Source organism: Falsiroseomonas selenitidurans (assembly GCF_012103215.1).
GTDB lineage: Bacteria > Pseudomonadota > Alphaproteobacteria > Acetobacterales > Acetobacteraceae > Falsiroseomonas > Falsiroseomonas selenitidurans.
In genome coordinates this window covers 25,748-50,409 of the sequence record NZ_JAAVNE010000014.1, presented here as the reverse complement: position 1 = coordinate 50,409, position 24,662 = coordinate 25,748, and the positions used below count along the sequence as shown (strand labels likewise).

Genomic DNA, 24,662 nt, shown 5'->3' with positions numbered 1-24,662 from the left:
GTAGGGTCCGCCGGGCATGAGCGCCAGCCCGCCCCCCTCCGATCGCGCGCCTGCGGCGCCCAGGCACCCCAAGGCCCCGCCCATCCCGGCCCATCCGGGGCTGGAGGTGCTGGAGGATGAGGTGGTCTGGGGCCAGCGCTTCGCCCTGCAGCGCGTGCGCTTCCGCTACACCCGCTTCGACGGCACGCCCTCCGGCATCCTGACCTGGGAGCTGTGGCGCCGCGGCCAGGGCGTGGTGATCCTGCCCTACGACCCGGCGACCGACCGCATCGGCCTGATCGCCCAGTTCCGCCTGCCGGCGCTGGCTGCCGGCCTCGCCCCGGTGATGACCGAATGCCCCGCCGGGCTGCTGGAGGCGGGCGAGGATCCGGAAGCCTCCGGCCGCCGCGAACTGGCGGAGGAGACCGGGCTGGCGGCGCAGGGCATGGCGCGGATCGGCGCCTTCATGCTGATGCAGGGCGGCTGCGACGAGGTGGTGCATTTCTTCTGCGCCCGCTGCGACCTCTCGGCCGCCGGGGAGGAGAGCCACGGCCTGGTGGCGGAGCATGAGGATACGCGGTTGCAGGTGCTGCCGGCGGAGGAAGCCTTCCGCCTGGTGGCCGACAACCGGATCGAGAATGCGCCGGCGGCGCTGGCGCTGCTGTGGCTGCAGGTGAACCGGCCCCGCCTGCGGGCCGAATGGAACAAGGCATGACGACGGAACAACTCTACCTCGACGACGCCTATCTGCGGGAGGCAACGGCGCGCGTGCTGGCCGCCGATGCGCAGGGCGTGGTGCTGGACCGCACGCTGTTCTACGCCCGCAGCGGCGGCCAGCCGGGCGATGCCGGGCTGCTGCGCTGGGATGGCGGCGAAGCCGCGGTGGCCGAAGCGGTGAAGGGCGAGGCCGGCGCCGTGCGCCACACCCTGGCCGAGGGCGCCGCGCTGCCGCCCGTGGGCGCGGAGGTGGCGCTGGAACTGGACTGGAACCGCCGCCACCGGCACATGCGCATGCACACCACGCTGCACCTGCTGTGCAGCGTGCTGCCCGGCATCTACGCCACCGGCAACCAGATCGGCGCGGAGAAGTCGCGGCTGGATTTCGACCTGCCGGAGCCGCCGGCCAAGGAGTGGTTCACCGAGAAGCTGGCCGCCCTGGTCGCCGCCGACCATCCCGTCGGCACCGGCTGGATCACGGAGGCGGAGCTGGACGCCAACCCGCAGATGGTGCGCACCCTGTCCGTGCAGCCGCCGCGCGGCGCCGGGCGCATCCGCCTGGTGCGCATCGGGCCGGAGGCGGCGCCCATCGACCTGCAGCCCTGCGGCGGCACCCATGTGTGCAGCACCGGGGAGATCGGCCGGGTGGAGGTCAGCCGGCTGGAAAGCAAGGGCCGGCAGAACCGGCGCATCCACATCGTCCTGGGGGATTGAACGCGATGGACCTGCTGGTCTCGACCGAATGGCTGGCCGCGGAACTGGGCAAGCCGGACCTGGTGGTGCTGGACTGCACCACCTACCTGCCGAACGAGACGGGCAACGCGCCGGACGGCTTCCGCGCCGCCCACATCCCCGGCGCCCGCCTGTTCGACCTGGAGCACATCGCCGACCCGCACGACACGCTGCCGCACATGGTACCGACCCCGGCGCTGTTCGGAAGGCTGATCGGCGCGCTGGGCGTGGGCAACGAAACCCGCGTGGTGTTCTACGACCAGCACGGGCTGCGTGCCTCGCCGCGCGGCTGGTGGATGATGCGGCTGTTCGGGCATGAGAAGGTGGCGGTGCTGGATGGCGGCCTGCCGAAATGGCAGCGCGAAGGCCGCCCCGTGGAAGCCGGCGATGCCCCCGCCGCCACGCCGCGCGACTTCGTGCCGGACCTGATCGCCCGCCGCCTGGCCGGCATCGGCGACGTGAAGCGCATCGTCCGCCAGGGCGGCGGCGAGGCGCTGATCCTCGATGCGCGGTCGAAGGCCCGCTTCGACGGCACCGCGCCGGAACCGCGCCCCGGCCTGCCCTCCGGCCACATGCCGGGCGCGGCCTCCCTGCCCGCCGCGGACCTGGTGGGGCCGGATGGCGTGATGAAGGATGCGGCGACGCTGCGGGCGATGTTCGCCGAGCGCGGCGTGGACGGCAGCCGGCCCGTCGTCACCTCCTGCGGCACCGGCGTCACCGCCTGCGTGCTGGCGCTCGGCCTGCTGCGCGCGGGCCTGCCGGAGGCCGCGGTGTATGACGGGTCCTGGACCGAATGGGCGGGACGCCCGGAAACCCCCAAGGAAGCGAGTGCCGCCTGATGCCCGACGACGCCCCCCCTGCCGCGCCGAAGCACGGCTTCGCCACCCGCATGTCGCATGCGGCGCGGCCGCCGATCCGCGCGCTGGGCTTCGTGAACCCGCCGGTGCACCGCGGCTCCACCGTCACCTCCCCCTCCTGCGAGGCGCGGCGGGACAATGCGAAGCATCGCTTCGACCGGGTGATGACCTACGGCACCCAGGGCGGCCCGACGCATTGGCAGCTGGAGGATGTGGTCGCCGAGATCGAGGGCGGCACGCAATGCACCATCACCGGCACGGGGCTTTCCGCGGTGACGGTGCCGCTGATGGCCTGGCTGAAATCCGGCGATCGCTGCCTGATGCCGGACAGCGTCTATGGCCCGGCGCGCAACCTGGCGGAGAATGTGCTGCCGCATTGGGGCGTGGAGACGGTGTTCTACGACCCCTGCCTCGACGCCGCGGGGCTTGAGGCGCTGTGGACGCCGAACACCAGGGTGCTCTACCTGGAAAGCCCGGGCAGCCACACCTTCGAGGTGCAGGATGTGCCGGCGCTGACCGCGGTGGCGAAGCGGCATGGCGCCATCAGCATGATCGACAACACCTGGGGCATCCACACCTTCCAGCCCTTCGCGCATGGCTGCGACGTGTCGATCCAGGCGCTGACGAAGTATGTCGGCGGGCATTCCGACATCCTGCTCGGCTCCGTCACCGTGGCCTCGCGGGAACACCACTACATCATCCGCGGCATGGCCTCCGCGCTCGGCCACTATGCCAGCCCGGATGATTGCTGGCTGGCGCTGCGCGGCGTGCGCACCATGCCGGTGCGGCTGCGCCACCAGGCGGACTCGGCGCTGCGCGTGGCGGCATGGCTGGCGGATCGGCCGGAGGTGATGCAGGTGCGGCATCCGGCACTGCCGGGCGCGCCGGGGCATGCGATCTGGAAGCGGGACTTCACCGGCGCCTGCTCGCTGTTCGGCGTGGTGTTCCAGCCCCGCTTCAGCGAGGCCGACATCTTCCGCTTCGTCGACGGGCTGAAGCTGTTCGGAATCGGCGCCAGCTGGGGCGGCTATGAATGCCTGGCGCTGCCGACCAATGGCGGGCTGCAGCGCCGCGTGACCGCCCTGCCGGATGGCCAGGCGGTGCGCCTGCATATCGGGCTGGAGGAGGTGGCGGATGTGATCGCCGACCTCGAACAGGCCCTGGCGCTGCTGCCGCAGTAGCGGGAGGGGCCGGAAGCCCGCCAGGGCTTCCGGCTTCCACCGCGGGCCGCAACGGCTGCCCCCCGGCCGCCGGGTTCAGCCCTGGCGGAAATCCAGGATGGCGGCGATGTAGCCGTCGAAGCCGGCATAGCCTTCCGGCGTCAGGGCATAGAGCTGGGTCTTGCCCACCCTGCGGTCCGGCCGGATGACCTCCGCCCCCAGCAGCCGCTTGATCACCAGCCGCACGGTGGGGCCGCTGTAGCCGCTGGCGGCGGCGATCTGGTCCACCGACAGCGCCGCATCCGGCTGGTTCACCGCCTCCACATAGAAAAGCATGGCAACATCGAAGGCGATCCGGCTGTTCTTGACGCCGGCCCGCACATCGATCCGCCTGAGGTCACGCAACAATCGGAGCGCCGCGATGCGGCCTGCCACCAAGTCAACGCCATTCGTCATGAGGCATGTTCATGCCAGACCGGAACACGGATGCAACGTTCTCAAATTTATGATGTTTCTATTCGTTGGCCCGAAGCGCCCGGTCTCACGAAAACGTTACTTCGCCGAACCTGGTGAGTTCTGACAGCGGAGGCAGAGGCCCTCCACCTCCACCGTCGTTCGATGCGGCAGGAAACCGGCGCCGCGGGCCGCCGCCTGGACCGCCTGTGCCACGCCAAGATCGCAGATTTCCGCGGTCCCGCCGCATTCACCACAGATCAGGAATTGGTGCGGATGACCTGCCCCATGGGCGTGTCCGTGCCCCACTTCCTCGCAGCCGATGAAGGCGTTCAGCCGCTCCACCTTGTGGATGAGCCCCTGGGCCAGGAGAAAATCCAGCGCCCGATACACCGTGGGCGGCGCAGCCCCGCGCCTGGCGCGACGCAGCCGATCAAGCAGCGCATAGGCGCCGATCGGCTGCTCCGCCTCCAGCACCAGGCGCAGCACCTGGCGACGCAACTCCGTCAGTTGCGCGCCGTGCCGCGTGCAGCTGGCCGCGGCGCGGTCCAGCGCCGCCTCCATCGCCGGATCCTCGGCCGTGCCGCCGATCGCCGCCGCCTCGCCTGCCGTCATCCACCTGCCCCTCGTGCCTTGATTCACGATATAGGGGCGCATCATGACCGACGCACCCGACACCGCCACCACCCTGCCCGCCGCCGCCCAGCGCCTGGTCGAGGCCGCGCGCTTCGACGGCCAGGGCCTGATCCCCTGCATCGCCCAGCAGCACGATACCGGCGAGGTGCTGATGATGGCCTGGATGAACCGCGAGGCGCTGGTGGAGACGCTGGCCACGGGCCGCGTCTGCTACTTCAGCCGATCCCGCAGCCGGCTGTGGCGCAAGGGCGAGACCTCCGGCCAGGTGCAGGCGCTGGTCGACCTGCGGCTGGATTGCGATGGCGACACGCTGCTGGCGCTGGTCGACCAGCCCGGCGTCGCCTGCCACACCGGCCGGCGCAACTGCTTCTTCCACGCCGTGCGCGGCGAGGCCTTCACCACCATCGCCGAGCCGCTGGTGGACCCCGCCACGCTGTATGGCGGCAAGGCGGGTGCGACGGGCGCATGAGCGCGCCGATCCCGCTGACGCTGCTGACCGGCTTCCTTGGCGCCGGCAAGACCACGCTGCTGAACGCGCTGCTGAAGCAGCCCGCCATGGCCGACACCGCCGTGCTGATCAACGAATTCGGCGAGGTGGGTCTGGACCACCTGCTGGTGGAGCGGCTGGACGGCGACACGGTGCTGCTGAACGCCGGCTGCCTGTGCTGCACCATCCGCGGCGACCTGCTGGCGGCGCTGGACGGGCTGTGGGGCCGGGTGCTGGCCGGGCAGCGCGTGGCGCGGGTGGTGGTGGAGACCACCGGCCTCGCCGACCCCGCGCCCATCCTGCAGACGCTGATCGCCGATCCGCGGCTGGCGCGGCGCTTCGTCCTGGATGGCGTGGTGACGCTGGTGGATGCCGCCACCGGCGCCGCTACGCTGGAGGCGCAGGAGGAGGCGCAGCGCCAGGCCGCCGTCGCCGACCGCCTGGTGCTGAGCAAGACGGATCTGGTGGCGCCGGCGGTGGTGGCGGCGCTGGCGGCCAGGCTGCGGGTGCTGAACCCGGTGGCGCCGGTGCTGCATGCCGTGGCCGGCGACATCGCCGCCGCGGCGCTGCTGGATTGCGGCCCCTACGAGCCCGCCGGCAAGGCACCGGATGTCGCCGGCTGGATCGGCGCCGCCGCCCCGCAGGGGCACGAGCACGGGCATGGCCACCACCCTCACCATGCGCATGACGTGAACCGCCACGATTCGCGCATCCAGGCGCTCTGCCTGGAATACGACACCCCCCTGCCCTGGCAGGGCCTGGCCGGATGGCTGGAGATGCTGGCCATGACGCGCGGCGCCGCGGTGCTGCGCATGAAGGGGTTGCTGGACCTGCAGGGCGAGTCGCAGCCCGTGGTGGTGCATGGCGTGCAGCACCTGTTCCACCCGCCGCGCCGCCTGCCGGCCTGGCCGCCGGGCCTGCCGCGCCGAACCCGCCTCGTCTTCATCCTGCGCGACCTGGACCCGGCAGTGGTGCGGCAGGGGCTGGAGGCCTTCCTGAAGGCGGCGGGAGACGAACAGGCGATCGCCGCCGCCTGAAGCCGGCGCGCCCGCCTGCAACAGGAAGCCGGCGCGCCTGCCTGCAACAGAAGGATGAACTCGCCACAAGCCGCCGGCGGTCACGTTGACTTGCCCCCCGCCGCGCGCTTCCCTGGCGGCCGCCTTGCGGTGAAGCGCGGGCCGAAGCGCAGCTTGGGCGGGGAGCCTTTTGACGCCATGCCGTTGACGATGCCGGAGGAAATCCTCCTCCTCATGCTCGATGACCAGAGCGGCCGGCTGCAGGAGCGCGCGGCGCCCTCCGGCGACTATGCGCTGGCTGGCGGGGTGCTGGCCGAACTGGCACTCGCCGGGCGGATCGATACCGATCCCGGCCGCCTCTATGTGGTGGACCCGGCGCCCACCGGCGACGCGCTGTTGGACCGCGCCCTGGCGCAGATCGCCGCCGCGCCCGAAGCCGGCGACAGCCGCCACTGGATCGAGACGCTGGCCGCCGACGCCGATGAATACCGCGACGCGCTGTTTGAGCGCCTGGTCGCCAAGGGCATCCTGAAGCGCGTCGAAGGCCGCTTCCTGTGGGTGTTCCCGGAACGCCGCTACCCGATGGTCTCCGACAAGGAGGAGCGGGAGGTGAAGGCCCGCATCATGGGGGTGCTGTTCCAGGACGACATCCCCGACCCGCGCGATTCCATGCTGATCGGCCTGTGCCGCGCCGGGGGCCTGTTCTCCCTCATCCTGTCGACGCAGGAGCTGGACCGGGTGCAGGGGCGCATCGACCAGGTCGCCGACCTCGAGGAGCTCAACCGCTCCCTGGCCGACGCCATCCGCGAGATCTACGCCCAGATCGCGCGCTACGCGCCGATGGTATAGTCTGGGCAAGCAAGGACAGGATCAGACTTCATGGATATCTCCGAAAGCACCGACCAGGGCGTGAAGGTGGCCGCGCTCAAGGGCCGGCTCGACACCGCGACCGCCCCGCTGGCCGAGGGCAAGCTGCTGGGCCTGCTGGAAGGCGGCGCCAAGGTCGTCGCCGACCTGGCCGAGGTGCACTACGTGTCCTCCGCCGGACTGCGGGTGCTGCTGAAGGCGGCCAAGCAGGCCAAGGCGATCGGCGGCAGCTTCGCCATCGCCGCCCCCCAGGCGCCGGTGCGCGAAGTGCTGGAGATCAGCGGCTTCGACAAGATCCTGGCCATCCACGCCTCCTCCGGCGCGGCCGTCGCCGCCCTGGCCTGACCCGACCGGCGCCCCGCCGCGGTGGGGCGCCCTTCAGCCGCGCCGCCGTTTCACCCGCCCAGGCGCGGCGCCCCTCAGCCGCGCCGCCGTTTCACCCGCCCAGGCGCGGCGCCCCTCAGCCGCGCCGCCGTTTCACCCGCCCAGGCGCGGCGCCCCTCAGCCGCGCCGCAGTTTCACCCACAGGATGGCTGCGGTCAGCGGCACGGTGACGAGGTTTGCCGCCACCAGGCCGGTGGAGCCCTTCAGCACCCCATAGCCCAGCCACAGCGTGTTGCCGGCCACCAGCAGCACCAGCAGGGCCAGGCTGAAATCGCGTGCCGAGCGCGTCCGCCAGGTCTTCCAGGCCTGCGGCACGAAGGCGGCGGTCGTCATCGCCCCCGCCACCAGCCCAACGGCCTCCACCGCATTGTCCACGAATCGGCTCTTTCCCACCGCCAGCGGCGCCCGGTCCTGCGCCGCGCCGGGGAAGCGCGGCCCATGATCTAGCGGCTTGTTTCCACGCATCTTCCGAGTCGCCGGGCGATTCCGCCCGACCTCGAAATGCTCTATGCATCCCCCGATGGCCGAAATCCACCTGACCTTCGAGACGCTTTCGGGCCCCGCCCTGCACCCGCTGCTGCCGGCACTGGCCGGGCTGCGCATCGCGGTGTTCCGCGACTGGCCCTACCTGTACGACGGCGACGGCGATTACGAGCAGCGCTACCTGCGCGCCTATGCCGATGCGCCGGGCGCGGCCATCGTGGTGGCGCGGGCGGGTGACCGCGTGGTGGGGGCCGCGACCTGCGAGCCGATGGAACAGGCCCACGCCCCGGTCATCGCCTGTTTCCGCGACGCCGGGCTGGACCCGGCCCGCACCTGCTATTTCGGCGAATCGGTGCTGCTGGCGCCCTGGCGCGGCCGTGGCGCCGGGGTGCGCTTCTTCCAGGAACGCGAAGCGCATGCCCGCCGCCTCGGCCTCGGGGAAGCCGCCTTCTGCGCCGTGCTGCGGGACCCGGCGGACCCGCGCTGCCCGCCCGGCCATGTGCCGCTCGATGCCTTCTGGTCCAATCGCGGCTACCAGCGGCGGCCCGGGCTCGTGGTGCGGTTCGACTGGAAGGAGGTCGGCGCCGCCGCGGAGACTTCGCATGACCTGGTGTTCTGGACCCGCAGCCTGTGACGCCCCCCCCGCCCCGCCCGCTGCGGCTGGGCCTGCTGGCCTGGCCGGTGGGGCACCCGGCCAGCGTTGCGGAATTCGGCGCGCGGCTTGATGCGTGGCTGGCCCAGGCGCGCGGCCGGGCGGATCTCTGCCTGCTGCCGGAATACGCCTGCGTCGAGCTGGGCGCGGCCCTGGCCGGCGATGCCGCGCCTGATCCCGCAACGGAGCTGGCGGCGATGGTCGCCGATGCGGACGCCATCCTGGCGGCGATGCGCGCCGCGGCGATGCGGGCCGGGGTGTGGCTGCTGCCCGGCACCCTGCCCATGCGCACCACCGGCGGCCGCATCCTGAACCGCGCCCCGCTCATCGCCCCCGATGGCCGCCTGGCCTTCCAGGACAAGCAGGCGATGACGCGCTTCGAATCGGAACGCTGGGGCATCGCCGGCGGCGCCGGGCCCGCCGTGTTCGACACGCCCTGGGGGCGGCTGGGCATTTCCGTCTGCTACGACATCGAATTCCCCAAGCACGCCCGGGCGCAGGTGGAGCAGGGCGCCTGGCTGGTGCTCGCCCCTTCCTGCACCGACAGCCTGCAGGGCTTCGCCCGCGTGCGCGTCGGCGCCGCGGCGCGGGCGCTTGAGAACCAGTGCTTCGTCGCCGTGGCGCCGACCGTGGGGGAAGCCCCCTGGTCGGTGGCGCTGGATGACAACCATGGCCGAACCATGGTGCTCGGCCCGCCGGACCGGGGCTTTCCGGAGGATGGGGTGGTGGCGGCCGGGGGGCCGGATGCGCCCGGCTGGCTGTTCCACACGCTGGACCCGGCGCTGATCGAGGCGGTGCGCCGCGACGGCGCCGTGCTGAACCACCGCGACTGGCCGCGCCGCCCGGTGCCGCCGCCGCGGCCCGCGGTCTTCGCCTGATGCGCATCTATGTCGTGGCCGGCGAAGCCTCCGGCGATGTGCTGGGTGCCCGGCTCATCGCCGCCCTGCGGCAGGCCGCCCCGGGGCTGGAAGTGGCCGGCATCGGCGGGGAGCGCATGGCGGAACAGGGGCTGGAAAGCCTCTTCCCGATGCGCGAGCTGGCGCTGATGGGGCTGATCGAGGTGCTGCCCAACATCCTCCGCCTGGCGCGGCGGCTGGACCAGACGGTGGCGGATATCGCCGCGCGCCGCCCCGGCGTGGTGGTGACCATCGACAGCCCCGGCTTCACGCTGCGGCTGGCGCAGCGCATCCGGCCGCTCGGCATTCCCGTGCTGCACTACGTGGCGCCGCAGATCTGGGCCTGGCGGCCGGGGCGCGTGGCCAAGATCAAGGCGGCGGTGGACCACATTTTGTGCCTGCTGCCCTTCGAGCCGGTGATCTTCGAGGCCGCCGGCATCCCGGCCAGCTTCGTCGGCCATCCGGTGCTGGAATCCGGCGTCGATGCCGGCGATGCCGCGCGCTTCCGCGCCGCCCATGGGCTGGCCGCGGAAGCCCCGGTGCTGCTGGTGATGCCGGGCAGCCGGCGCAGCGAGGTCAAGCGCCTGATGCCGGTCTTCGGCGCCGCGCTGCGCCTGCTGGTGGCGCGGATCCCCGGGCTGGTGCCGGTGCTGCCGGTCTCCCCGGTGGTGGCGGAGGCGGTGCGCGCCGCCGGTGCGAACTGGCCGGCCAGGCCGATCCTGGTCACCGACCTGGCCGAGAAGCACGACGCCTTCGCCGCCGCCGCGCAGCCGGGCGGGGCCGGGCTGATCAAGTCCGGCACCTCCTCGCTCGAGATGGCGGTGGCGGGCGTGCCGCATCTGGTGGCCTACAAGGTGAACCCGGTTACCGCCGCCATCATCCGCCGCCTGGTGCGCGTGCCCTTCGCCAGCCTGGTGAATCTGCTGGCCGAACGCGCGGTGGTGCCGGAATACCTGCAGGAAGCGGCGACACCCTGCGCCCTGACGGATGGGCTGGTGCCGCTGCTGACCGGGAGCGGGGCCGCGGCCGCGCAGCGCGCCGGCTTCGCCGAGATGCTGTCCAGGCTGCGCCCGCCGGAAGGCGCGCCGAGCGCCGCGGCGGCCGCGGTGGTGCTGCGCCTGCTGCGCGGCTGAGCCGCCCGTCAGCCGATCGCGGCCTCGACCGCAAGCGCCACGCGCAGCGCGGCGATGCCCTCCGCCGCGCCGACCTCGGGCGGCGCCTCGCCGCGGCAGGCGCGCGCAAAACCGGCCTGCTCGGCCTCCAGGCTGTCATGCTCGGTCCAGCCGGCACGGTCGATGCCGTGCTCCGGCATGGTGGCCACCGGCTCCGCCCCGCCGCGGCGCAGCACGGCCAGGCCGCGGTTCAGGAAATCCACGTTCATCTCCCCCTCCGCCCCCAGCACCCGCAGCCGCCGCTCCATGGCCAGCGAGACGCGGGAGGCGGTGATGGTGGCCGCGCGCCCGCCGGGGAAGCGCAGCCGCGCCACGGCAAAATCCGCGTGATCGGACATCACCCGCGCGCCCACCGCCTCGATGGCGGAAGGCGCCTCCCCGGCTAGGCGCAGCACCAGGTCGATGTCGTGGATCATCAGGTCCAGCACCACGGAGACATCCAGCGAGCGCGGCCGGAAGGGCGCCACCCGCACCGCCTCCCAGTGCACGGCACCGCCGGATTGCGCCGCGACCACGGCGCGGAAGGCAGCGGAGAAGCGCTCGATATGCCCCACCTGCAGCACGCGGCCGCGCGCGGCGGCCAGGGCGGCCAGCGCCTCGGCCTCGGCCAGCGTGGCGGCGATGGGCTTTTCCATGAACAGGTGGCGCCCCGCTTCCAGCACCTGCCGGCCAAGCGCGGCGTGGAAGCGGGTGGGGACGGCGACGATCACCGCCTCCGCCGCCGCGATCGCCTCGGCCACCGGCAGCGCCGGCACGCCGCATTCGCCGGCCACCAGCGCGGCCCGCGCCGGGTCCGCGTCATGCAGCGCGACCAGCGTCAGCGGCCCTGGCTTCGCCGCCTTCAGCGCGTGGAACCGCCCGAAATGCCCGGCGCCGAGCACCGCGACCCGCAGCGACATCGTGAAAAATCCTTTCTTCAAGCCGTGCCGTGATACGCCGCCTCGCGCGGGCTTGCATCAGGGGGGGCCGCGCCGCATCTTCCCGGCCAGTGGCATCGCCCGCCGGCTGGGGCTATGAGGCCGCTCCTTCACCGATGGGGTTTGGCTGCGCCCATGATGTATTTCGCCCGCTGGAAGGTGTTCGCCATCATCGGCGTCTGCCTCCTCGGCATCCTGGTCTCCCTGCCCAACCTGCTGCCGCGCAGCGCGCTGCCGGACTGGGTGCGCCAGATCAGCCTCGGCCTCGATTTGCGCGGCGGCAGCTACCTGCTGCTGGAGGTCGATACCTCGGCCATGGTGCGGGAAAGGCTGGAGGCGTTGGTGGATACCGCCCGCCGCGGCGCCGCCACCGCCAATCCGCGCATCCTCTACACCGGGCTCAATGCCAATCCCGCCGAACGCCGCGTCTCCGTCCGCGTCTCCGACCCGGCCCGCGCGCCCGACATGGCCCGCATCCTGCGCGAGGCGGCGATCAGCGTGAATGCCGGCGCCGGGTCGCAGCAGCCGGATATCGAGGTGACGGCGGCCCCCGACGGGGTGGTGGGCGCGACGCTGACCGAGGTGGCGCTGCGCGCCAAGGCCGCCAATGCGGTGGAACAATCGCTGGAGATCGTCCGCCGCCGCGTGGACGAGACCGGCGTGGCGGAGGCGCTGATCGCCCGCCAGGGTTCCAACCGCATCCTGGTCCAGTTGCCGGGCGTGGAAGATCCCGCCCGGATCAAGGACCTGCTGGGCCGCACGGCCCGCATGACGTTTCACTTGCTGGACGAGAGTGCGAACCTGCAGGCGCCGACGCCGCCGCCGGGGACCATGTTCCTGCCGGGCGACCGCTTCCAGGAACGCTACGCGGTCCGCCGCCGGGTGGAGGTGGATGGCGCCAACCTGACGGATGCCCGCGCCGGGCAGGACCAGAACGGCCAGTGGGTGGTGAACTTCACCTTCGACTCCGTCGGCACGCGGCGCTTCGCCGATGTGACGCGGCAGAATGTCGGCCGCCCCTTCGCCATCGTGCTGGATGAGCGCGTCATCACCGCCCCCAACATCCGCGAGCCGATCACCGGCGGCCGCGGCCAGATCTCCGGCAGCTTCGACGTGCGCGGCGCCAACGACCTGGCGGTGCTGCTGCGCGCCGGCGCCCTGCCGGCGCCGCTGACGGTGGTGGAGGAACGCACCGTGGGGCCGGAGCTGGGGGCGGATGCGATCCGCGCCGGCATGATCAGCCTCGCCGTCGGGGCCAGCTTCGTCTTCCTCTACATGGGGCTGGCCTACGGCTTCCTCGGCTGGCTGGCGAACATCGCGCTGCTGGCGAACATCGTCATCATGATCGGCGTGCTGACGGTGATGGGGGCGACGCTGACCCTGCCCGGCATCGCCGGCATCGTGCTGACGCTGGGCACCGCGCTGGACGCCAACATCCTGATCAACGAACGGATCCGGGAGGAGGTGCGCAACGGGCGGACGCCGATCTCGGCGCTGGAACTCGGCTTCACCAAGGCCTCCGGCACCATCATGGACAGCAACCTGACCAATCTGATCGCCATGGCCTGCCTGTACGGCTTCGGCTCCGGCCCGGTGAAGGGCTTCGCCGTGACCGTCGCCGTCGGCACGATCGTGCAGATGTGGACCGCCACCGTGGTGGTGCGGCTGATGGTGGCGGCGTGGTATCGCCGCCGCCGGCCGCAGACCCTGCCGGTCTGAGGGAGACACCGATGTTCCGCCTGCTCTCCCGCCCGTTGTTCCGCATCGTCCCGGACAACACCCGGATCCGCTTCATGAAGGGGGCGGTCGCGGGGCTGATCGTCTCCGCCATCCTGTCCCTCTCCTCGGTCATCCTGGCCTTCTACCCGGGCCTGGCGCGCGGCATCGACTTCCAGGGCGGCATCGTCATGGAGGTCCGCACCCCGGGCGAGGCCGACCTCGCCCGGCTGCGCACCGCGGCGTCGCGGCTCGACCTCGGCGATGTCGGGCTGCAGCAATTCGGCGCGCCGGATGCGGTGCTGATCCGCCTGCCGGTGCAGGGCGACGAGGCCGGCACGCAGCGCGCCGTGGCCGCCGTGCGCGCGGCGCTGGAGGAAGCCAGCCCCGGCACCCGCGTGCTGCGGGTGGAGGCGGTGGGCGAGCGGGTTTCGTCCGAGCTGTTCCGCGGCGGGTTGATCGCGCTGGGCATCAGCCTGCTGGCGATGCTGCTGTACATCTGGTTCCGCTTCGAATGGCAGTTCGGCCTGGCGGCGGTGATCACGCTGGTGCTGGACACCACCAAGGCCATCGGCTTCCTGGCGATCACGCAGATCGAGTTCAACCTGCAGACCATCGCGGCGATCCTGACCATCGTCGGCTTCTCGGTGAACGACAAGGTGGTGGTGTTCGACCGGATGCGGGAAAACCTCCGCAAGTTCAAGCAGATGCCGCTGCGGGACGTGGTCGACCTGTCGATCAACGAAACGCTGAACCGCTCCATCGGCACCTCCGCCACACTGTTCCTCTCGGCGCTGCCGCTGGCACTGTTCGGCGGCGATGCGCTGGCCGGCTTCGCCTGGACCATGCTGTTCGGCATCGTGCTGTCCACCTCCTCCTCCATCTTCATCTCCGCGCCGCTGGTGCTGTTCACCGGCGCGAAGGCGCTGCGGCCGACCGAGGCGGCGTCGGCGGTGCAGGCCCCGGCCGCCTGATGCTGCCGCGCCGCGCCTCGGTCGGGCTGGGGCTGGGCCTGGTGGCGGCCCTGGCCGCCCCGGGGCTGGCGCGGGCGGACCGGCGCAACCCGGCGGAATTGCTGGTCGGCGCGCGGCCGGGTTCGGCGGTCGATCTCTGGGCGCGCGGCGTCGCCCCCTTCCTGGAACGCGCCCTGCCCCGGCTGACGCTGGCGGTGCGCAACCATCCCGGCAATTCAGGGCTGGATTCGGTGGGGCTGCTGGCCGGGGCGGACCCGGCGCGGCGGCTGATCGGCGTGGTCACCACACCCCTGCTGCTGGCCCGCGCGGTGGAGGAAGGCCGACCCAACCCCGCCAGCCAGGTCGCCCCGCTGGCGGCGGTGGTGGAGGAAAGCCTGGTTCTGGTCGGCGCCCCCGGCGGGCCGGCCGACATCGCCGCGCTGCGCGCGCTGGGCGATCGCGGCACGCTCGGCACCCCGGCCCCCGGCAGTGCCGGGGATTTCGCCGCCTGGCGGCTGGACGGCAAGCTGGACCTGCCGCGCTTCGCCTTCCCCACTGCCGCCGCCGCGAAGCAGGCGGCGATGGCCGGCCATGTGGCGGCCGCCATGCTGCCGCTGCCGGACTGCATCGGCTGGCTCCGCGAAGGCAAGCTGCACGGGCTGGGCATCGCCGCCGCCCGCCGCAACCCGCTGCTGCCGGAACTGGCGACGCTGCGGGAGCAGGAGGTGGACCTGGTGGCCGCGGCGCAGCGCGGCTTCGCGCTGAACAAGCGGGCGCCGGAGCCCTTCCGCGCCGCGCTGCTGCGCGGCCTGGCGGCGGTGGCGGCGGATCCTGATTTCGGCGAGCAATGCGCGGCACGCGGGCAGACCCCGCGATTCCTGGGGCCGGAGTCCTGGGGACGGCTGCTGGCGCAGGCGGATTCCGAACTGCGGCGACGCTGGGAGGCGGAATCCTGGCTGCCGCGTCGTGCCTGACGACACGGACACGCGCATGTGCTTCTCAATCCCGCAGCGCGGGCCCATGCTGATGTCGTGGGAAGCGCCCTGCCCGGCCGCCCACGCATGGAGGAAGGTCCGGCTTTGCCTCGTGTCGCGTGTCACGACAACGTGATAAGATCTCCTCAAATCCTGCCACAGTGGCAGACCTCCCTCGTCTGCGGAGCGTGGACAAGATGCTGAGGCGCCAGCGGCGCGCCCTGTCGGAGCCGGGAACGGTGCTGCTCGTCGCCAGCGACCCGCTGGTGATAGCGGCCACGCGCGATGCCGTCCGCCGCATGGCCGGCCCGCCGCCGGTGCTGGTGGCGACCTCGGCCGAGGCGCTGACGCATATGGTGGGGCCCGGCATCAGCCCGCGGCATCTGGTCCTGGAAGGCGGCGCCGGCAGTTCCGCGCTGCTCAGCGCCGCGCGCGACCCCTTCAACGGGATGGAGGTGGTGGTGGTGACCCGGCCTGGCCAGGAATCGCCGCCCGGCCTGCGCCAGGTGCCGGCGGAAGGCGCCAGCCTGGCGGCCGCCTTGGCCGCCGGCACGCCGCCCCAGCCCGGCCCCGCCAGCGACGCCGCCGACCTGGCGCTGGGCTTGGCGCGCGGCGAGATCACGGTGCGCTTCCAGCCCATGGTCCGGCTGGCGGATCGCCGCCCGGTGATGGTGGAGGCGCTGGCCCGCTGGGAAAGGCCGCATGCCGCGATCGGCGCCCAGGAATTCATCCCGCTGGCGGAGCGTGCGGGGCTTTCGCCCCTGTTGACCCGCGCCGTCGCCCGCCGCGCCACGGCCGATCTGGCAGCGCAGCGCGGCGGCCGCCACATCCGCCTGTCCTTCAACATCCCGCTGGCCGAATTGCTGAAGCCGGATCTCGCGAGCTGGCTGTTCGACCTGGTGGCGGAGGCCGGGCTGGCGCCGGCCGATGTGCTGCTGGAACTGACCGAGAGCACCGAGGTGCGCGACCGCGCCCTGCTGCGCCGCGCCCTGCTGCGCCTGGCGCGTATCGGCTTCGGCGTGCTGCTCGATGACCTGGGGCTGAATGACGGGCGGCATGGCCTGCTGCGGCTGCCCTTCGCCGGGGTGAAGCTGGACCGCAAGCTGGTGGTGGCGATGCCGCATTCGCGCCGGGCGCGGGCGGAGGTGGAGCGCATCGTCCGCCATGCCCGCCGCCACGCCATGGTGGTGATCGCCGAAGGCGTGACGGACACGAATCTCTGGCGCGCCGTGGCCGCCGCCGGCTGTGACCTGGCGCAGGGTTTCGGTGTCGGCCGCCCGCTGCCGCCGGCCGCCCTGCCCGCCTGGATCGCCGCCTGGAGCGCGGCGGCGGTGGCAGAGCCTCCCCCGCCGCAGGCGGCTTGATCCCGTGCCGGAGCCGTCCTCTCAGGCCGAGGCGCCGTAGCTCGCCTGGTACAGGGCGACAATCTCGGCCTCGTCCGGCACGCGCGGGTTGTTGGCGGGGCTGCCGGAGGCCAGGGCCTGCTTCGCCATCAAGGGCAGCAGACCCTCCCACTTCGCCGCATCAATCCCCCAGCGCGCCGGGCTGGGCACCGCCAGGTCGCGGTTCAGGGCGCGCAATTCCTCCACCAGGCGCTGCGCCGCGGCCTGGTCGCCCTCCGCCTCGCTGGCGATGCCCATGACGCGCGCGGCCTCGGCGTAGCGCGGCCGCGCCGCCTCCAGCCCGAAGGCGGTCACGGCCGGCAGCAGCATGGCGTTGGACAGGCCGTGCGGCACATGGAAATGCGCGCCGATGGGGCGGCTCATGCCATGCACCAGCGCCACGCTGGCATTGCTGAAGGCGAGCCCGGCCAGCGTGGCGCCGCGCATCATCGCCTCCCGCGCCGCGGCATCCTGGGGGTCCGCCCAGACGCGGCGGAGGTTGGGCGCGATCAGCCGCATGGCGCTGCGGGCATAGTCGTCCGACACCGGGTTGGCGCGGGCGGAGACGAAGGCCTCCAGCGCATGGGTCAGGCTGTCGATTCCGGTATCGGCCGTGATGCGGGCCGGCAGGCCGAAGGTCAGCTCATGGTCCACCACCGCGGCCAGCGGCAGGGCGCCGAGGCCGGCGATGAGCATCTTCTCATCCGTCTCGGTATCCGTGATGACGGTGAAGCGCGTTGCCTCGCTGCCGGTGCCGGCGGTGGTCGGCACGCAGATGATGGGCACGGCACCCCGGTTGGCCGCTGCCGGCACCTTGAAGTCCCGCATCCTGGCGCCGGCCGGCGCGGCGGCCAGGATCGCCATGGCCTTGGCCGTGTCCATCGGGCTGCCGCCGCCGAAGCCCACCAGGCAGTCATACTCCCCGGCCGCCAGCACGGCGACGCCGGCGGCGATGACGGTATCCGTCGGGTCCGGCACCGTTTCGGAGAACACCGCCGGCACCATGCCCGCCTGGCGCAGCGGTTCCAGCGCCCGTTCCAGCAGGCCGGAGGACAGCATGAAGGGGTCGGTGACCACCAGCGGCCGGGACAGGCCGAGCTGGCCCAGCACCTCGCCCAGCTTCGCGACGGCCCCGCCGCCCATCACCATCAGCCGCGGCGCGACCAGCGAAACCACCATGTCCATTCCCCTGCCCCAAGGGGCGCGAGGTTAGGCCCGAAGCGCCGGCGGGTCAGCCCCCGCAACGACGTTGTGGCGCTGCTGGCGTGGCGCTGCTGGCGTGGCGCTTCCGCCGGCAAGGACACGACCAAGGCGCGAGTCGAAGGCGTGTTATGCAACCGTTAACAATTCGGGCGGATCCTGCGGCGGCGCAACATTGCGCCCCCGACACACGGAGACGCAAGGATGACGGCTGTGAAGACCCTCGGCGCCACGCTCGCGCTGGCCATCGCCCTCGCCCCCCTTCCGGCCCGCGCGCTCGACGCCAGCGCCCTGTGGAGCGGCACGCTGAACGTGGCGGAAGCCGCCACAAGCGCCGTCATCGACCCGATCCGCGGCGCCTGGGGCGCCACCACGCGCTTCATCTGGGGTGCGGAGGATGCCTTCGCGCGGGAAGCCACCGCCTTCGCTGCCACGCTGCGCAGCGACTTCGCCCGTTTCGAGGTGCTGGCCGGCCGTGCCGGCTACCGCATCACCACGGTCAACCTGCAGCCCGGCCTGATCCCGGCCATCGAACTAGTCTTCCAGCCCATCGGCGAGATCAGCGAGGCCGACGAGGCAGCGCTGCGCACCGAACTCGCCGCCCGCGGCGGCCTGGGCGGGGCGCTGGAACGCGCGGTGCTGATCACCCTCCTGGATATCGAGGAGCGGGTGGAAGCCTTCCGCCCCGATGGCTTTCGCATCAGCGAGGTTTCGACGGCGCTGGTGGCCATCATCCCTGAGGTCAATGTCAGCTTCACCCGGGAGTGAGGCCCGCCGAAAGCAGGACAGCGGCGCGGCCGGGACCGGCCAGCGCGGCGCTGTCTCGCGCGGTGCGGTTCGCGCCGTCAGAACGCCAGGGTGGGCTCGCCGCGCGGCACCGCGGCATGGCCGAGGCAGCGGCCGCGCGGATCCAGGGCGACCCAGACATGGCCGAGATAGCTCTGCAGCGTCATGCTGCCGCGCGGGCGAATGTTGCCGTAGTGGACCGAGTTGCCCTGGAAATCGACCCAGTAGAGGCTGATCTGGAAGTCGTTAGCATTGGAGAACGTGGTGCGGATCTGCTGGCGTGAGCCCGGGGAGCGGGTGCCGGGGCGCGGGCAGTTACGGCCGGTGATCGGCGGTTCCACGCTGCGCTGGACCAGCACCAGCCCCGGGTCGAGCTGAAGGCTCTCCCGCGCCGGGGCGGCGGCCGCAGGCGTCGCGGCGAAGCCCGCAAGAAGGAGAGTGGCGGCAAGGATGCTACGCATCGCTCAATCTTTCTCGTTGAGCGCTACTTATTCACACACCATTACGGATAGGTCAAATTTCTGGACGCTCCCGCCCCTCCATCCGCCGCGCCCTGGCGGCGGCGTAGAGCGCCAGGCGCTGGGCCGCCACCGGCGCGATGCCATCCTCGGCCGCGGCGACATGCGGCGGCAGGACCTCGGCAAAATGGCAGGCGACCGTGTGGCCGGGCTCGATCTCGCGCAGCGTCGGCATTTCCGCCTTGCACCGCGGCCGCGCGTGCGGGCAGCGGGTGTGGAAGCGGCAGCCTGGGGGCGGGTTCATCGGGCTCGGCACGTCGCCGCCGATCGGCTTCACCAGGCCACGCCGCCGCGGATCCGGCTGCGGAATCGCCGCCAGCAGCGCCCGGGTATAGGGGTGCCGCGGATTGGCGAAGACCGCCTGCTTCGCCGCGCTTTCGACGATCTGCCCGAGATACATCACCGCCACCCGGTCGGCCATGTGGTGCACCACGGCCAAGTCATGCGCGATGAACAGGTAGGAGAGGCCGAAGCGCCGTTGCAGGTGCTTCAGCAGGTTCACCACCTGCGCCTGGATCGAGACATCCAGCGCGCTCACCGGTTCGTCGCAGATGATGAGTTCCGGCTGCACCGAAAGCGCGCGGGCGATGCCGATGCGCTGGCGCTGGCCGCCGCTGAATTCATGCGGGTAGCGCTGCGCATGGAAGGGCGCCAGGCCCACCAGGCCAAGCAGTTCCTTCACCCGGGCGGCGCGGGACTCCGGGGTGCCGATGCCGTGCACCTCCATCGGTTCCGCGATGGTGTCCGCCACCCGCAGGCGGGGGTTGAGACTGGCATAGGGGTCCTGGAACACCACCTGCACGCGGCGGCGCAGCGTGCGCAGCGCGGCGCCCGAAACCTCCTGCCCATCGAAGCGCACGGTGCCGGCGGTGGGTTCGATCAGCCGCAGCACCAGCCGCGCCGTGGTGGATTTGCCGCAGCCGGATTCGCCGACGATGGCCAGCGTCTCGCCGCGCTCGATGCGGAAGGAGACGCCGTCCACGGCGCGCACCGTGCCCACCTGCTTCGCCAGCAACAGCCCCTGGCGCACCGGGTAATGCTTGGTGAGGTCCTGCACCTCCAGCAGGGTGGTCATGCGGCGATGTCCAGGCTGTTCTCGACCGGGGCGCGGATGCAGGCAGCGAAATGGCCCGGCGCCACCTCCTCCAGCGGCGGGGGGGCGGTGGTGCAGGCGGCGATGGCGAAGGGGCAGCGGGGGGCGAAGCGGCAGCCCTTGGGCAGGGCGAAGGGCGGCGGCACCGCGCCCTCGATCGCCAGCAACTCCTCCCTCGCCTCGTCCAGCCGCGGCACGGAGCCGAGCAGGCCCAGCGTGTAGGGGTGCTGCGGGCTGGCGAACAATTCCGTCGCGCTGGCGCGCTCCGCGATGCGGCCGGCATACATCACCGCCACCTCGTCGGCCATTTCGGCGATCACGCCGAGATCATGCGTGATGAGCACGATGGACATGCCGGTTTCAGCCTGCAGGTCGCCCAGCAGGTCCAGGATCTGCGCCTGCACTGTGACATCCAGCGCCGTGGTCGGCTCATCCGCGATCAGCAGCTTCGGCCGGCAGGCCAGCGCCATGGCGATCATCACGCGCTGGCGCATGCCGCCCGAGAGCTGGTGCGGGAATTCGTCGAAGCGCCGCGCCGGCGCGGGGATGCGCACGCGGTCCAGCGCGGCGATGGCGCGTTCCCGCAGTTCCTTCTGCCCGGCGCGCGTGTCGTGCGCGCGCATCGCCTCCATGATCTGCAGGCCGATGGGGTGCACCGGGTTCAGGCTGGTCATCGGCTCCTGGAAGATCATCGCCACCTGGCCGCCGCGCACCTGGCGCATCTCGGCCGGGGAGAGGTCCAGCAGGTTCCGCCCCTCCAGCAGCACGCGCCCGGCGGCAACCCGCCCCGGTCGCGGCACCAGCCGCATGACCGACAGCGAAAGCATGGATTTGCCGCAGCCGCTTTCGCCCACGATGCCGAGCGTCTTGCCGCGCGGCACCACCAGGTCCACGCCGTCCACGGCGGGAATGTCGCCATTGGCGCTGCGGAACACCGTCCGCAGCCCCTGGATCTCGAGCAGAGGGGTCATGACCACCGGAAGGTCGGCGGCGAGGAGACCTCGACCGGGCGATGCGCCCAGTCCTGCGACGGCGCCTTGTCGATGATGCGCTTCTGCGCCTCATGCAGATGCGCCGCGGCGCCGTGATAGTCCATGGTGAGAACCTTGCCGTCGCCAACCACCTTGTGGCCATCGACATAGACATCGCGCACGGCGCGGTCGCCCGCCGCATAGACCAGGCTGCGCACCGGGTCGCGGCCCGGCCGCATCATCGGGTGCGTCACGTCCACCAGCACGAAGTCGGCGCGCATGCCGGCCGCGAGCCGCCCGATATCCTCGCGGCCCAGCGCCCTGGCACCGCCGATCGTCGCCGCGTCGAACAGCTCCGTCGTCGTCATGCTGCGCGGGTCGTTCGCCTGGGTGCGGGCGAGATAGGCCACCAGCCGCATCTCATCGAGCATGTTGTGCGGGTAGGTGTCGGTGCCGAGCCCCATATTGACGCCGGCGCGCTTGTAGCGGCCGAAATGCTTCAGCGTGATGCCGCGGCGGGCGAAGACGGTGGGGCAATGCGCGACCGTGGTGCCGGTTTCCGCCAGCCGCCGCATGTCACTTTCGGTCCACCACTTCGTCGAGGGATGGTCATCGAGAAAAATGCCGTGGCCGATGATGCTGCGCTCGCCCAGCAGGCCCATGGAATCCAGCCAGCCGATCGGCGTCTTGCCGTGGCGGCGGGTGATCTCGTGGAACTCCACCACGGATTGCGCGGCGTGGATCTGCCAGGACAGCCCGCGCTTCTTCGCCTCCTCCGCGCTTTCCTTCAGCAGCGTGTCGGTGCAGGTGTCGATCTGCGCCGGCACCACCATGCCGAACAGCCGGCCGCTTTCATGCTGCTCCGCGCGCTCGATCAGCGACAGCGCCTCGCCCATCGCCTTCTCGCCGGCCGCCTCGTCCCACTCGTATTCGACGACATGGCCGTTCCTCGTGAACCACTTCGCGGATTTGAACATCGGCGCGATGCAGACGCGCATGCCGGATTCGGCCAGCAGGTCCATCCAGCCGGGATGCGCCATGGAGAGGTCGGCCACCGTGGTCACGCCGGACAGCAGCAGCTCCGACAAGGCGACGCGCACACAGCTCGGCACCGCCTCCGAATCCGCGCGAAAGATCGGCATGAATTCATACAGGGAGGAATTGTACAGGCCGGGGGAGCCGATCTCGTCGATCAGCCCCTTGTTCATCGGCTCGCTGGAAGGGTGGGAATGGATGTTCACCAGCCCCGGCATGACCATCAGCCCGGCGCCGCTGATCTCCTCCTCCGCCGGCCCCGCATAGTTGCGGCCGACGAAGGCGATGCGCCCGCCCTCATAGGCGACATCGGCATCGGGCAGGTAGGTGTGCTGGCCCGTCGCGGCGTCCCAGGCGACGACCAGATCGGCGTTGCGTATGACCGTTGTCATCCCATTCCCTCCACTCAGCGTTCGCTCAGCGCCAGCCGGCCGCCCAGGGCCACGAAGGCCGCGGCGAAGCCGCGCCGCAGCCAGGCCAGCACCGCCGGGCGCTGCAGCACATGCCGCCGTGCCGCGGCGGCGAAGCAGCCATAGGCGACGAAGACCGCGAAGGTCATCGCCATGAACACGCCGGACAGCGCCAGCATGGTGAGAAGCGGCTGCGGATCCGCCTTCGCCACGAATTGCGGCAGGAAGGCCACGAAGAAGATCGACAGCTTCGGGTTCAGCAGATTGGCCAGGATGGCGGCCAGGATCACCTCCCGGTCGCGCCGCGGCGCCGCATCGGTGCGGATGGCCAGCGGCCCGTCCGCGCGCAGGCTGGCCCAGGCCATCCACAGCAGATAGGCGATGCCCGCCCAGCGCACCGCCTCGAAGGCCAGGGCGCTGGCGTGCAGCAGTGCCGCCAGGCCGGTGATGGCCGCCAGCATGTGCGGCAGGATGCCGAGCGTGCAGCCGAAGGCGGCGACCACCGCCGCCCGCCGTCCATGCGACAGCGCCGCCGCCAGGGTGATGACCACGCCCGTCCCGGGCGAGGCCACCACCACCAGCGAGGTCAGCAGGAACTCGACCCCGATCATGCGCTCAGCGCGTCACGCGCATGTCGAGCGCCTTGTAGACACCGATGCCGTACAGCCCATGCGCACGCAGGCCGGTGACACGGTTGGAGACGCCGACGAACAGGCTCTCGCGCGCCGTGGTCAGCCAGGGCGATTCCTCGGCCAGCTGGCGCTGGATGTTGGCGAGCGCGGTGCGGCGCACGGCAGGGTCGGTGGCGCTGCGCGCTTCCTCCAGCCAGGCGTCGGTCTGCGGGTTGTTCCAGTTCATCCGGTTCGGCGTCGGGCGCGACCGGCTGTGCCAGTACAGGCTCAGCGCATCGCCGGCGGAGAAGTACGGGTAGGACAGGAACAGCGCGTCGAATTCCTGCGTGGCCATGCGGCCCCAGGCGACCGTCGCATCGAACAGCTGGATGCGCATCTCGATGCCGACGCGGCGCAGCGCCTGCTGGATGATCTCGCTCTGCCGCTGGTTCTCCAGCGTGTTGATGCCGTAGGTCAGGAAGGTGGCGCGCTGGCCGTCCTTCACGCGCACGCCGTCGCTACCCATGCGCCAGCCGGCCTCCTCCAGCGTGCGCTGGGCGGCGGCCGGGTCGAAGCGCGGCACCATCGCGTCCGACTGCGCGTCGTAGTCCAGCGCGTTCGGGTTGATGATGTTCAGTGCCGGCTGCGCATGGCCGAACCACACGGCACGCACCAGCGCCTCCCGGTCCACCGCCTGGTGGATGGCGCGGCGCACGGCGCGGTCGTTCATCACCGGCTTGTCCACCTTGAAGCCCATGTAGAAGTCCCAGAAGTAGTTGGGCTGGGTCAGCACGGACACGGTCGGCACGCGGCGCAGGCTGGTGAGCGCCACGGTCGGGATGTACTGGGTGACGTCACCGGCGCCGGTCTGCAGCGCGGCGAGGCGGGCGGAGGGTTCCGGCACAACGCGCCAGACGATGCGCTCGACATGCGCCGGACCCCGGTTCTGATAGATCGGCGGGCCCCAGCTGTAGGTCGGGTGGCGCGTCAGCACCAGCTCGTTCCGCGGGGTCCAGGAGGACCAGCAATAGGGGCCGGTGCCGTTGAAGCCCTGGCTGCCGAAATTCTGCCCCAGCCGGTCCACCGTCTCCTTGTCCACGATGCCGGCAAAGAACAGCGTCAGCTGCGACAGCAGCTCGGAGAAGGGCGCGTTCAGCTCGTACTCGACGGTGTAGTCGTCGACGGCACGGATCTCCTTCACCGGGCCGGCGCGCCACGCCACCGGGCTGCGCGTCTCCCGCGCGATCCAGCGGTTGATGGAATAGACCACATCGGCGGCGGTGAAGCGCTTGCCGTCGCAGAAGGTGACGTCGCGGCGCAGGTGGAAGGTGTAGAGCTTGCCGTCCGGGGAGACGGTCCAGCGTTCCGCCAGGCCGGGGCGCACCGTCTGGCCGTCGAAATCCATGCTGACCAGCGTGTCGGTCATCATGCCCACCACCTCGCCCGCGCTGCGCGCGGTGGAGCGGTGCAGGTCGTAGCGGTCCGCGTCGATCTCGCGCAGGAACACCACCGTGTTGCGCGGCGTCTGGGCCAGTGCCGGCACCGCCGGCATGGCGACCACGGCCGCCAGCGCGGCGACCATCGCACCCTTGAGGATCCTCATCT

At 71.8% G+C, this 24,662-nt stretch carries 27 protein-coding genes; 16 read left to right on the top strand and 11 right to left on the bottom strand.

What is annotated here, in order from left to right; genetic code table 11:
• The first annotated feature begins 16 nt into the window (after positions 1 to 16).
• Genes HEQ75_RS10660 through metC form a run of 4 tightly spaced genes read left to right on the top strand, consistent with a single transcriptional unit; the run spans position 17 to position 3,466 of the window.
• Complete coding sequence (locus HEQ75_RS10660) at positions 17 to 694, top strand: NUDIX domain-containing protein (protein WP_168030153.1); 678 nt, start codon at positions 17 to 19, stop codon at positions 692 to 694.
• A complete protein-coding gene (locus tag HEQ75_RS10655; RefSeq protein ID WP_168030151.1) occupies positions 691 to 1,410 on the top strand; it encodes an alanyl-tRNA editing protein in 720 nt (239 codons plus the stop codon). Before HEQ75_RS10660 ends, HEQ75_RS10655 begins: the two co-directional genes overlap by 4 nt.
• A gap of 5 nt (positions 1,411 to 1,415) precedes the next feature.
• Positions 1,416 to 2,267 (top strand): sulfurtransferase, encoded by an 852-nt coding sequence (locus HEQ75_RS10650; RefSeq protein WP_168030149.1) that lies wholly within the window; start codon positions 1,416 to 1,418, stop codon positions 2,265 to 2,267.
• Positions 2,267 to 3,466: a cystathionine beta-lyase gene (gene metC, locus HEQ75_RS10645; protein WP_168030147.1), complete on the top strand. Its 1,200-nt coding sequence runs from the start codon at positions 2,267 to 2,269 to the stop codon at positions 3,464 to 3,466. The genes HEQ75_RS10650 and metC overlap by 1 nt, the downstream gene beginning before the upstream one ends.
• 75 nt (positions 3,467 to 3,541) lie before the next feature.
• Here metC and HEQ75_RS10640 read toward each other — a convergent pair whose 3' ends face one another.
• Both HEQ75_RS10640 and HEQ75_RS10635 read right to left on the bottom strand, forming a co-directional pair.
• Positions 3,542 to 3,850: a helix-turn-helix domain-containing protein gene (locus HEQ75_RS10640; protein WP_209318484.1), complete on the bottom strand. Its 309-nt coding sequence runs from the start codon at positions 3,848 to 3,850 to the stop codon at positions 3,542 to 3,544.
• A 147-nt stretch (positions 3,851 to 3,997) separates the two neighbouring features.
• The gene (locus HEQ75_RS10635; protein ID WP_168030143.1) at positions 3,998 to 4,513 is read right to left on the bottom strand and encodes a Fur family transcriptional regulator; all 516 of its coding nucleotides are present in this window, start codon (positions 4,511 to 4,513) and stop codon (positions 3,998 to 4,000) included.
• A gap of 43 nt (positions 4,514 to 4,556) precedes the next feature.
• On the opposite strand from HEQ75_RS10635, the gene hisI reads away from it, so the two are divergent.
• The 4 genes from hisI to HEQ75_RS10615 all read left to right on the top strand — a co-directional run bounded on the left by hisI (position 4,557) and on the right by HEQ75_RS10615 (position 7,249).
• Positions 4,557 to 5,003 (top strand): phosphoribosyl-AMP cyclohydrolase, encoded by a 447-nt coding sequence (gene hisI, locus HEQ75_RS10630; protein ID WP_168030141.1) that lies wholly within the window; start codon positions 4,557 to 4,559, stop codon positions 5,001 to 5,003.
• Complete coding sequence (locus tag HEQ75_RS10625; protein ID WP_168030139.1) at positions 5,000 to 6,058, top strand: CobW family GTP-binding protein; 1,059 nt, start codon at positions 5,000 to 5,002, stop codon at positions 6,056 to 6,058. Before hisI ends, HEQ75_RS10625 begins: the two co-directional genes overlap by 4 nt.
• Positions 6,059 to 6,235: 177 nt before the next feature.
• Positions 6,236 to 6,886 (top strand): GOLPH3/VPS74 family protein, encoded by a 651-nt coding sequence (locus HEQ75_RS10620; RefSeq protein WP_168030137.1) that lies wholly within the window; start codon positions 6,236 to 6,238, stop codon positions 6,884 to 6,886.
• Between the two features lie 30 nt (positions 6,887 to 6,916).
• Complete coding sequence (locus HEQ75_RS10615; protein ID WP_168030135.1) at positions 6,917 to 7,249, top strand: STAS domain-containing protein; 333 nt, start codon at positions 6,917 to 6,919, stop codon at positions 7,247 to 7,249.
• A 156-nt stretch (positions 7,250 to 7,405) separates the two neighbouring features.
• Here HEQ75_RS10615 and HEQ75_RS10610 read toward each other — a convergent pair whose 3' ends face one another.
• A complete protein-coding gene (locus HEQ75_RS10610; protein WP_168030133.1) occupies positions 7,406 to 7,753 on the bottom strand; it encodes a SemiSWEET family sugar transporter in 348 nt (115 codons plus the stop codon).
• Positions 7,754 to 7,808: 55 nt separating this feature from the next.
• On the opposite strand from HEQ75_RS10610, the gene HEQ75_RS10605 reads away from it, so the two are divergent.
• Genes HEQ75_RS10605 through lpxB form a run of 3 tightly spaced genes read left to right on the top strand, consistent with a single transcriptional unit; the run spans position 7,809 to position 10,452 of the window.
• Positions 7,809 to 8,405 (top strand): GNAT family N-acetyltransferase, encoded by a 597-nt coding sequence (locus tag HEQ75_RS10605; protein WP_235961490.1) that lies wholly within the window; start codon positions 7,809 to 7,811, stop codon positions 8,403 to 8,405.
• Complete coding sequence (locus HEQ75_RS10600) at positions 8,402 to 9,301, top strand: carbon-nitrogen hydrolase family protein (protein WP_328733500.1); 900 nt, start codon at positions 8,402 to 8,404, stop codon at positions 9,299 to 9,301. The genes HEQ75_RS10605 and HEQ75_RS10600 overlap by 4 nt, the downstream gene beginning before the upstream one ends.
• Positions 9,301 to 10,452: a lipid-A-disaccharide synthase gene (gene lpxB / locus HEQ75_RS10595; RefSeq protein WP_407925893.1), complete on the top strand. Its 1,152-nt coding sequence runs from the start codon at positions 9,301 to 9,303 to the stop codon at positions 10,450 to 10,452. The genes HEQ75_RS10600 and lpxB overlap by 1 nt, the downstream gene beginning before the upstream one ends.
• A gap of 8 nt (positions 10,453 to 10,460) precedes the next feature.
• Here lpxB and HEQ75_RS10590 read toward each other — a convergent pair whose 3' ends face one another.
• The gene (locus HEQ75_RS10590) at positions 10,461 to 11,390 is read right to left on the bottom strand and encodes a Gfo/Idh/MocA family protein (protein ID WP_168030131.1); all 930 of its coding nucleotides are present in this window, start codon (positions 11,388 to 11,390) and stop codon (positions 10,461 to 10,463) included.
• A 153-nt stretch (positions 11,391 to 11,543) separates the two neighbouring features.
• Between HEQ75_RS10590 and secD the strand changes: the two genes are divergently transcribed.
• The 4 genes from secD to HEQ75_RS10570 all read left to right on the top strand — a co-directional run bounded on the left by secD (position 11,544) and on the right by HEQ75_RS10570 (position 16,415).
• Complete coding sequence (gene secD / locus HEQ75_RS10585) at positions 11,544 to 13,127, top strand: protein translocase subunit SecD (protein WP_168030129.1); 1,584 nt, start codon at positions 11,544 to 11,546, stop codon at positions 13,125 to 13,127.
• Positions 13,128 to 13,147: 20 nt separating this feature from the next.
• Entirely contained in the window at positions 13,148 to 14,098 is a 951-nt protein-coding gene (gene secF / locus HEQ75_RS10580) for a protein translocase subunit SecF (protein WP_168030284.1), read from the top strand.
• Complete coding sequence (locus HEQ75_RS10575; RefSeq protein WP_168030127.1) at positions 14,098 to 15,051, top strand: Bug family tripartite tricarboxylate transporter substrate binding protein; 954 nt, start codon at positions 14,098 to 14,100, stop codon at positions 15,049 to 15,051. Before secF ends, HEQ75_RS10575 begins: the two co-directional genes overlap by 1 nt.
• A 197-nt stretch (positions 15,052 to 15,248) precedes the next feature.
• Positions 15,249 to 16,415, top strand: coding sequence for an EAL domain-containing protein (locus tag HEQ75_RS10570; protein ID WP_209318482.1), 1,167 nt, complete (start codon positions 15,249 to 15,251; stop codon positions 16,413 to 16,415).
• Between the two features lie 21 nt (positions 16,416 to 16,436).
• Here the strand turns inward: HEQ75_RS10570 and HEQ75_RS10565 are convergent, their stop codons facing one another.
• Positions 16,437 to 17,612: an iron-containing alcohol dehydrogenase gene (locus tag HEQ75_RS10565; RefSeq protein WP_168030122.1), complete on the bottom strand. Its 1,176-nt coding sequence runs from the start codon at positions 17,610 to 17,612 to the stop codon at positions 16,437 to 16,439.
• A gap of 225 nt (positions 17,613 to 17,837) precedes the next feature.
• Here HEQ75_RS10565 and HEQ75_RS10560 point away from each other — a divergent pair, with 225 nt between their 5' ends.
• On the top strand, positions 17,838 to 18,401 hold the full coding sequence (locus HEQ75_RS10560) for a hypothetical protein (RefSeq protein WP_168030120.1): 564 nt from the start codon (positions 17,838 to 17,840) through the stop codon (positions 18,399 to 18,401).
• Positions 18,402 to 18,478: 77 nt separating this feature from the next.
• Here HEQ75_RS10560 and HEQ75_RS10555 read toward each other — a convergent pair whose 3' ends face one another.
• Genes HEQ75_RS10555 through HEQ75_RS10530 form a run of 6 tightly spaced genes read right to left on the bottom strand, consistent with a single transcriptional unit; the run spans position 18,479 to position 24,660 of the window.
• Complete coding sequence (locus tag HEQ75_RS10555; protein ID WP_168030118.1) at positions 18,479 to 18,880, bottom strand: VHL beta domain-containing protein; 402 nt, start codon at positions 18,878 to 18,880, stop codon at positions 18,479 to 18,481.
• 52 nt (positions 18,881 to 18,932) lie between these two features.
• Positions 18,933 to 20,012, bottom strand: a complete 1,080-nt coding sequence (locus tag HEQ75_RS10550) for an ABC transporter ATP-binding protein (protein WP_168030116.1) — start codon at positions 20,010 to 20,012, stop codon at positions 18,933 to 18,935.
• Positions 20,009 to 21,001, bottom strand: coding sequence for an ABC transporter ATP-binding protein (locus tag HEQ75_RS10545; protein ID WP_168030114.1), 993 nt, complete (start codon positions 20,999 to 21,001; stop codon positions 20,009 to 20,011). The genes HEQ75_RS10550 and HEQ75_RS10545 overlap by 4 nt, the downstream gene beginning before the upstream one ends.
• The gene (locus tag HEQ75_RS10540; RefSeq protein ID WP_168030112.1) at positions 20,998 to 22,428 is read right to left on the bottom strand and encodes an amidohydrolase family protein; all 1,431 of its coding nucleotides are present in this window, start codon (positions 22,426 to 22,428) and stop codon (positions 20,998 to 21,000) included. The genes HEQ75_RS10545 and HEQ75_RS10540 overlap by 4 nt, the downstream gene beginning before the upstream one ends.
• Positions 22,429 to 22,442: 14 nt before the next feature.
• Positions 22,443 to 23,057, bottom strand: a complete 615-nt coding sequence (locus HEQ75_RS10535; RefSeq protein ID WP_209318481.1) for a LysE family translocator — start codon at positions 23,055 to 23,057, stop codon at positions 22,443 to 22,445.
• Between the two features lie 4 nt (positions 23,058 to 23,061).
• The gene (locus HEQ75_RS10530; protein WP_168030105.1) at positions 23,062 to 24,660 is read right to left on the bottom strand and encodes an ABC transporter substrate-binding protein; all 1,599 of its coding nucleotides are present in this window, start codon (positions 24,658 to 24,660) and stop codon (positions 23,062 to 23,064) included.
• Positions 24,661 to 24,662 lie beyond the last annotated feature (2 nt).

What these genes read in the sequence shown, in the direction of transcription:
- HEQ75_RS10530 (WP_168030105.1), bottom strand. Translation starts at nt 24,660, where the DNA reads ATGAGGATCCTCAAGGGTGCGATGGTCGCCGCGCTGGCGGCCGTGGTC.
- HEQ75_RS10550 (WP_168030116.1), bottom strand. Translation starts at nt 20,012, where the DNA reads ATGACCACCCTGCTGGAGGTGCAGGACCTCACCAAGCATTACCCGGTG.
- HEQ75_RS10655 (WP_168030151.1), top strand. Translation starts at nt 691, where the DNA reads ATGACGACGGAACAACTCTACCTCGACGACGCCTATCTGCGGGAGGCA.
- HEQ75_RS10660 (WP_168030153.1), top strand. Translation starts at nt 17, where the DNA reads ATGAGCGCCAGCCCGCCCCCCTCCGATCGCGCGCCTGCGGCGCCCAGG.
- hisI (WP_168030141.1), top strand. Translation starts at nt 4,557, where the DNA reads ATGACCGACGCACCCGACACCGCCACCACCCTGCCCGCCGCCGCCCAG.
- HEQ75_RS10605 (WP_235961490.1), top strand. Translation starts at nt 7,809, where the DNA reads ATGGCCGAAATCCACCTGACCTTCGAGACGCTTTCGGGCCCCGCCCTG.
- metC (WP_168030147.1), top strand. Translation starts at nt 2,267, where the DNA reads ATGCCCGACGACGCCCCCCCTGCCGCGCCGAAGCACGGCTTCGCCACC.
- HEQ75_RS10650 (WP_168030149.1), top strand. Translation starts at nt 1,416, where the DNA reads ATGGACCTGCTGGTCTCGACCGAATGGCTGGCCGCGGAACTGGGCAAG.
- HEQ75_RS10545 (WP_168030114.1), bottom strand. Translation starts at nt 21,001, where the DNA reads ATGACCCCTCTGCTCGAGATCCAGGGGCTGCGGACGGTGTTCCGCAGC.
- HEQ75_RS10625 (WP_168030139.1), top strand. Translation starts at nt 5,000, where the DNA reads ATGAGCGCGCCGATCCCGCTGACGCTGCTGACCGGCTTCCTTGGCGCC.
- HEQ75_RS10555 (WP_168030118.1), bottom strand. Translation starts at nt 18,880, where the DNA reads ATGCGTAGCATCCTTGCCGCCACTCTCCTTCTTGCGGGCTTCGCCGCG.
- HEQ75_RS10575 (WP_168030127.1), top strand. Translation starts at nt 14,098, where the DNA reads ATGCTGCCGCGCCGCGCCTCGGTCGGGCTGGGGCTGGGCCTGGTGGCG.
- HEQ75_RS10620 (WP_168030137.1), top strand. Translation starts at nt 6,236, where the DNA reads ATGCCGTTGACGATGCCGGAGGAAATCCTCCTCCTCATGCTCGATGAC.
- HEQ75_RS10635 (WP_168030143.1), bottom strand. Translation starts at nt 4,513, where the DNA reads ATGACGGCAGGCGAGGCGGCGGCGATCGGCGGCACGGCCGAGGATCCG.
- HEQ75_RS10610 (WP_168030133.1), bottom strand. Translation starts at nt 7,753, where the DNA reads ATGCGTGGAAACAAGCCGCTAGATCATGGGCCGCGCTTCCCCGGCGCG.
- HEQ75_RS10565 (WP_168030122.1), bottom strand. Translation starts at nt 17,612, where the DNA reads ATGGTGGTTTCGCTGGTCGCGCCGCGGCTGATGGTGATGGGCGGCGGG.
- HEQ75_RS10535 (WP_209318481.1), bottom strand. Translation starts at nt 23,057, where the DNA reads ATGATCGGGGTCGAGTTCCTGCTGACCTCGCTGGTGGTGGTGGCCTCG.
- HEQ75_RS10540 (WP_168030112.1), bottom strand. Translation starts at nt 22,428, where the DNA reads ATGACAACGGTCATACGCAACGCCGATCTGGTCGTCGCCTGGGACGCC.
- lpxB (WP_407925893.1), top strand. Translation starts at nt 9,301, where the DNA reads ATGCGCATCTATGTCGTGGCCGGCGAAGCCTCCGGCGATGTGCTGGGT.
- HEQ75_RS10590 (WP_168030131.1), bottom strand. Translation starts at nt 11,390, where the DNA reads ATGTCGCTGCGGGTCGCGGTGCTCGGCGCCGGGCATTTCGGGCGGTTC.
- secD (WP_168030129.1), top strand. Translation starts at nt 11,544, where the DNA reads ATGATGTATTTCGCCCGCTGGAAGGTGTTCGCCATCATCGGCGTCTGC.
- HEQ75_RS10560 (WP_168030120.1), top strand. Translation starts at nt 17,838, where the DNA reads ATGACGGCTGTGAAGACCCTCGGCGCCACGCTCGCGCTGGCCATCGCC.
- HEQ75_RS10615 (WP_168030135.1), top strand. Translation starts at nt 6,917, where the DNA reads ATGGATATCTCCGAAAGCACCGACCAGGGCGTGAAGGTGGCCGCGCTC.
- HEQ75_RS10570 (WP_209318482.1), top strand. Translation starts at nt 15,249, where the DNA reads ATGCTGAGGCGCCAGCGGCGCGCCCTGTCGGAGCCGGGAACGGTGCTG.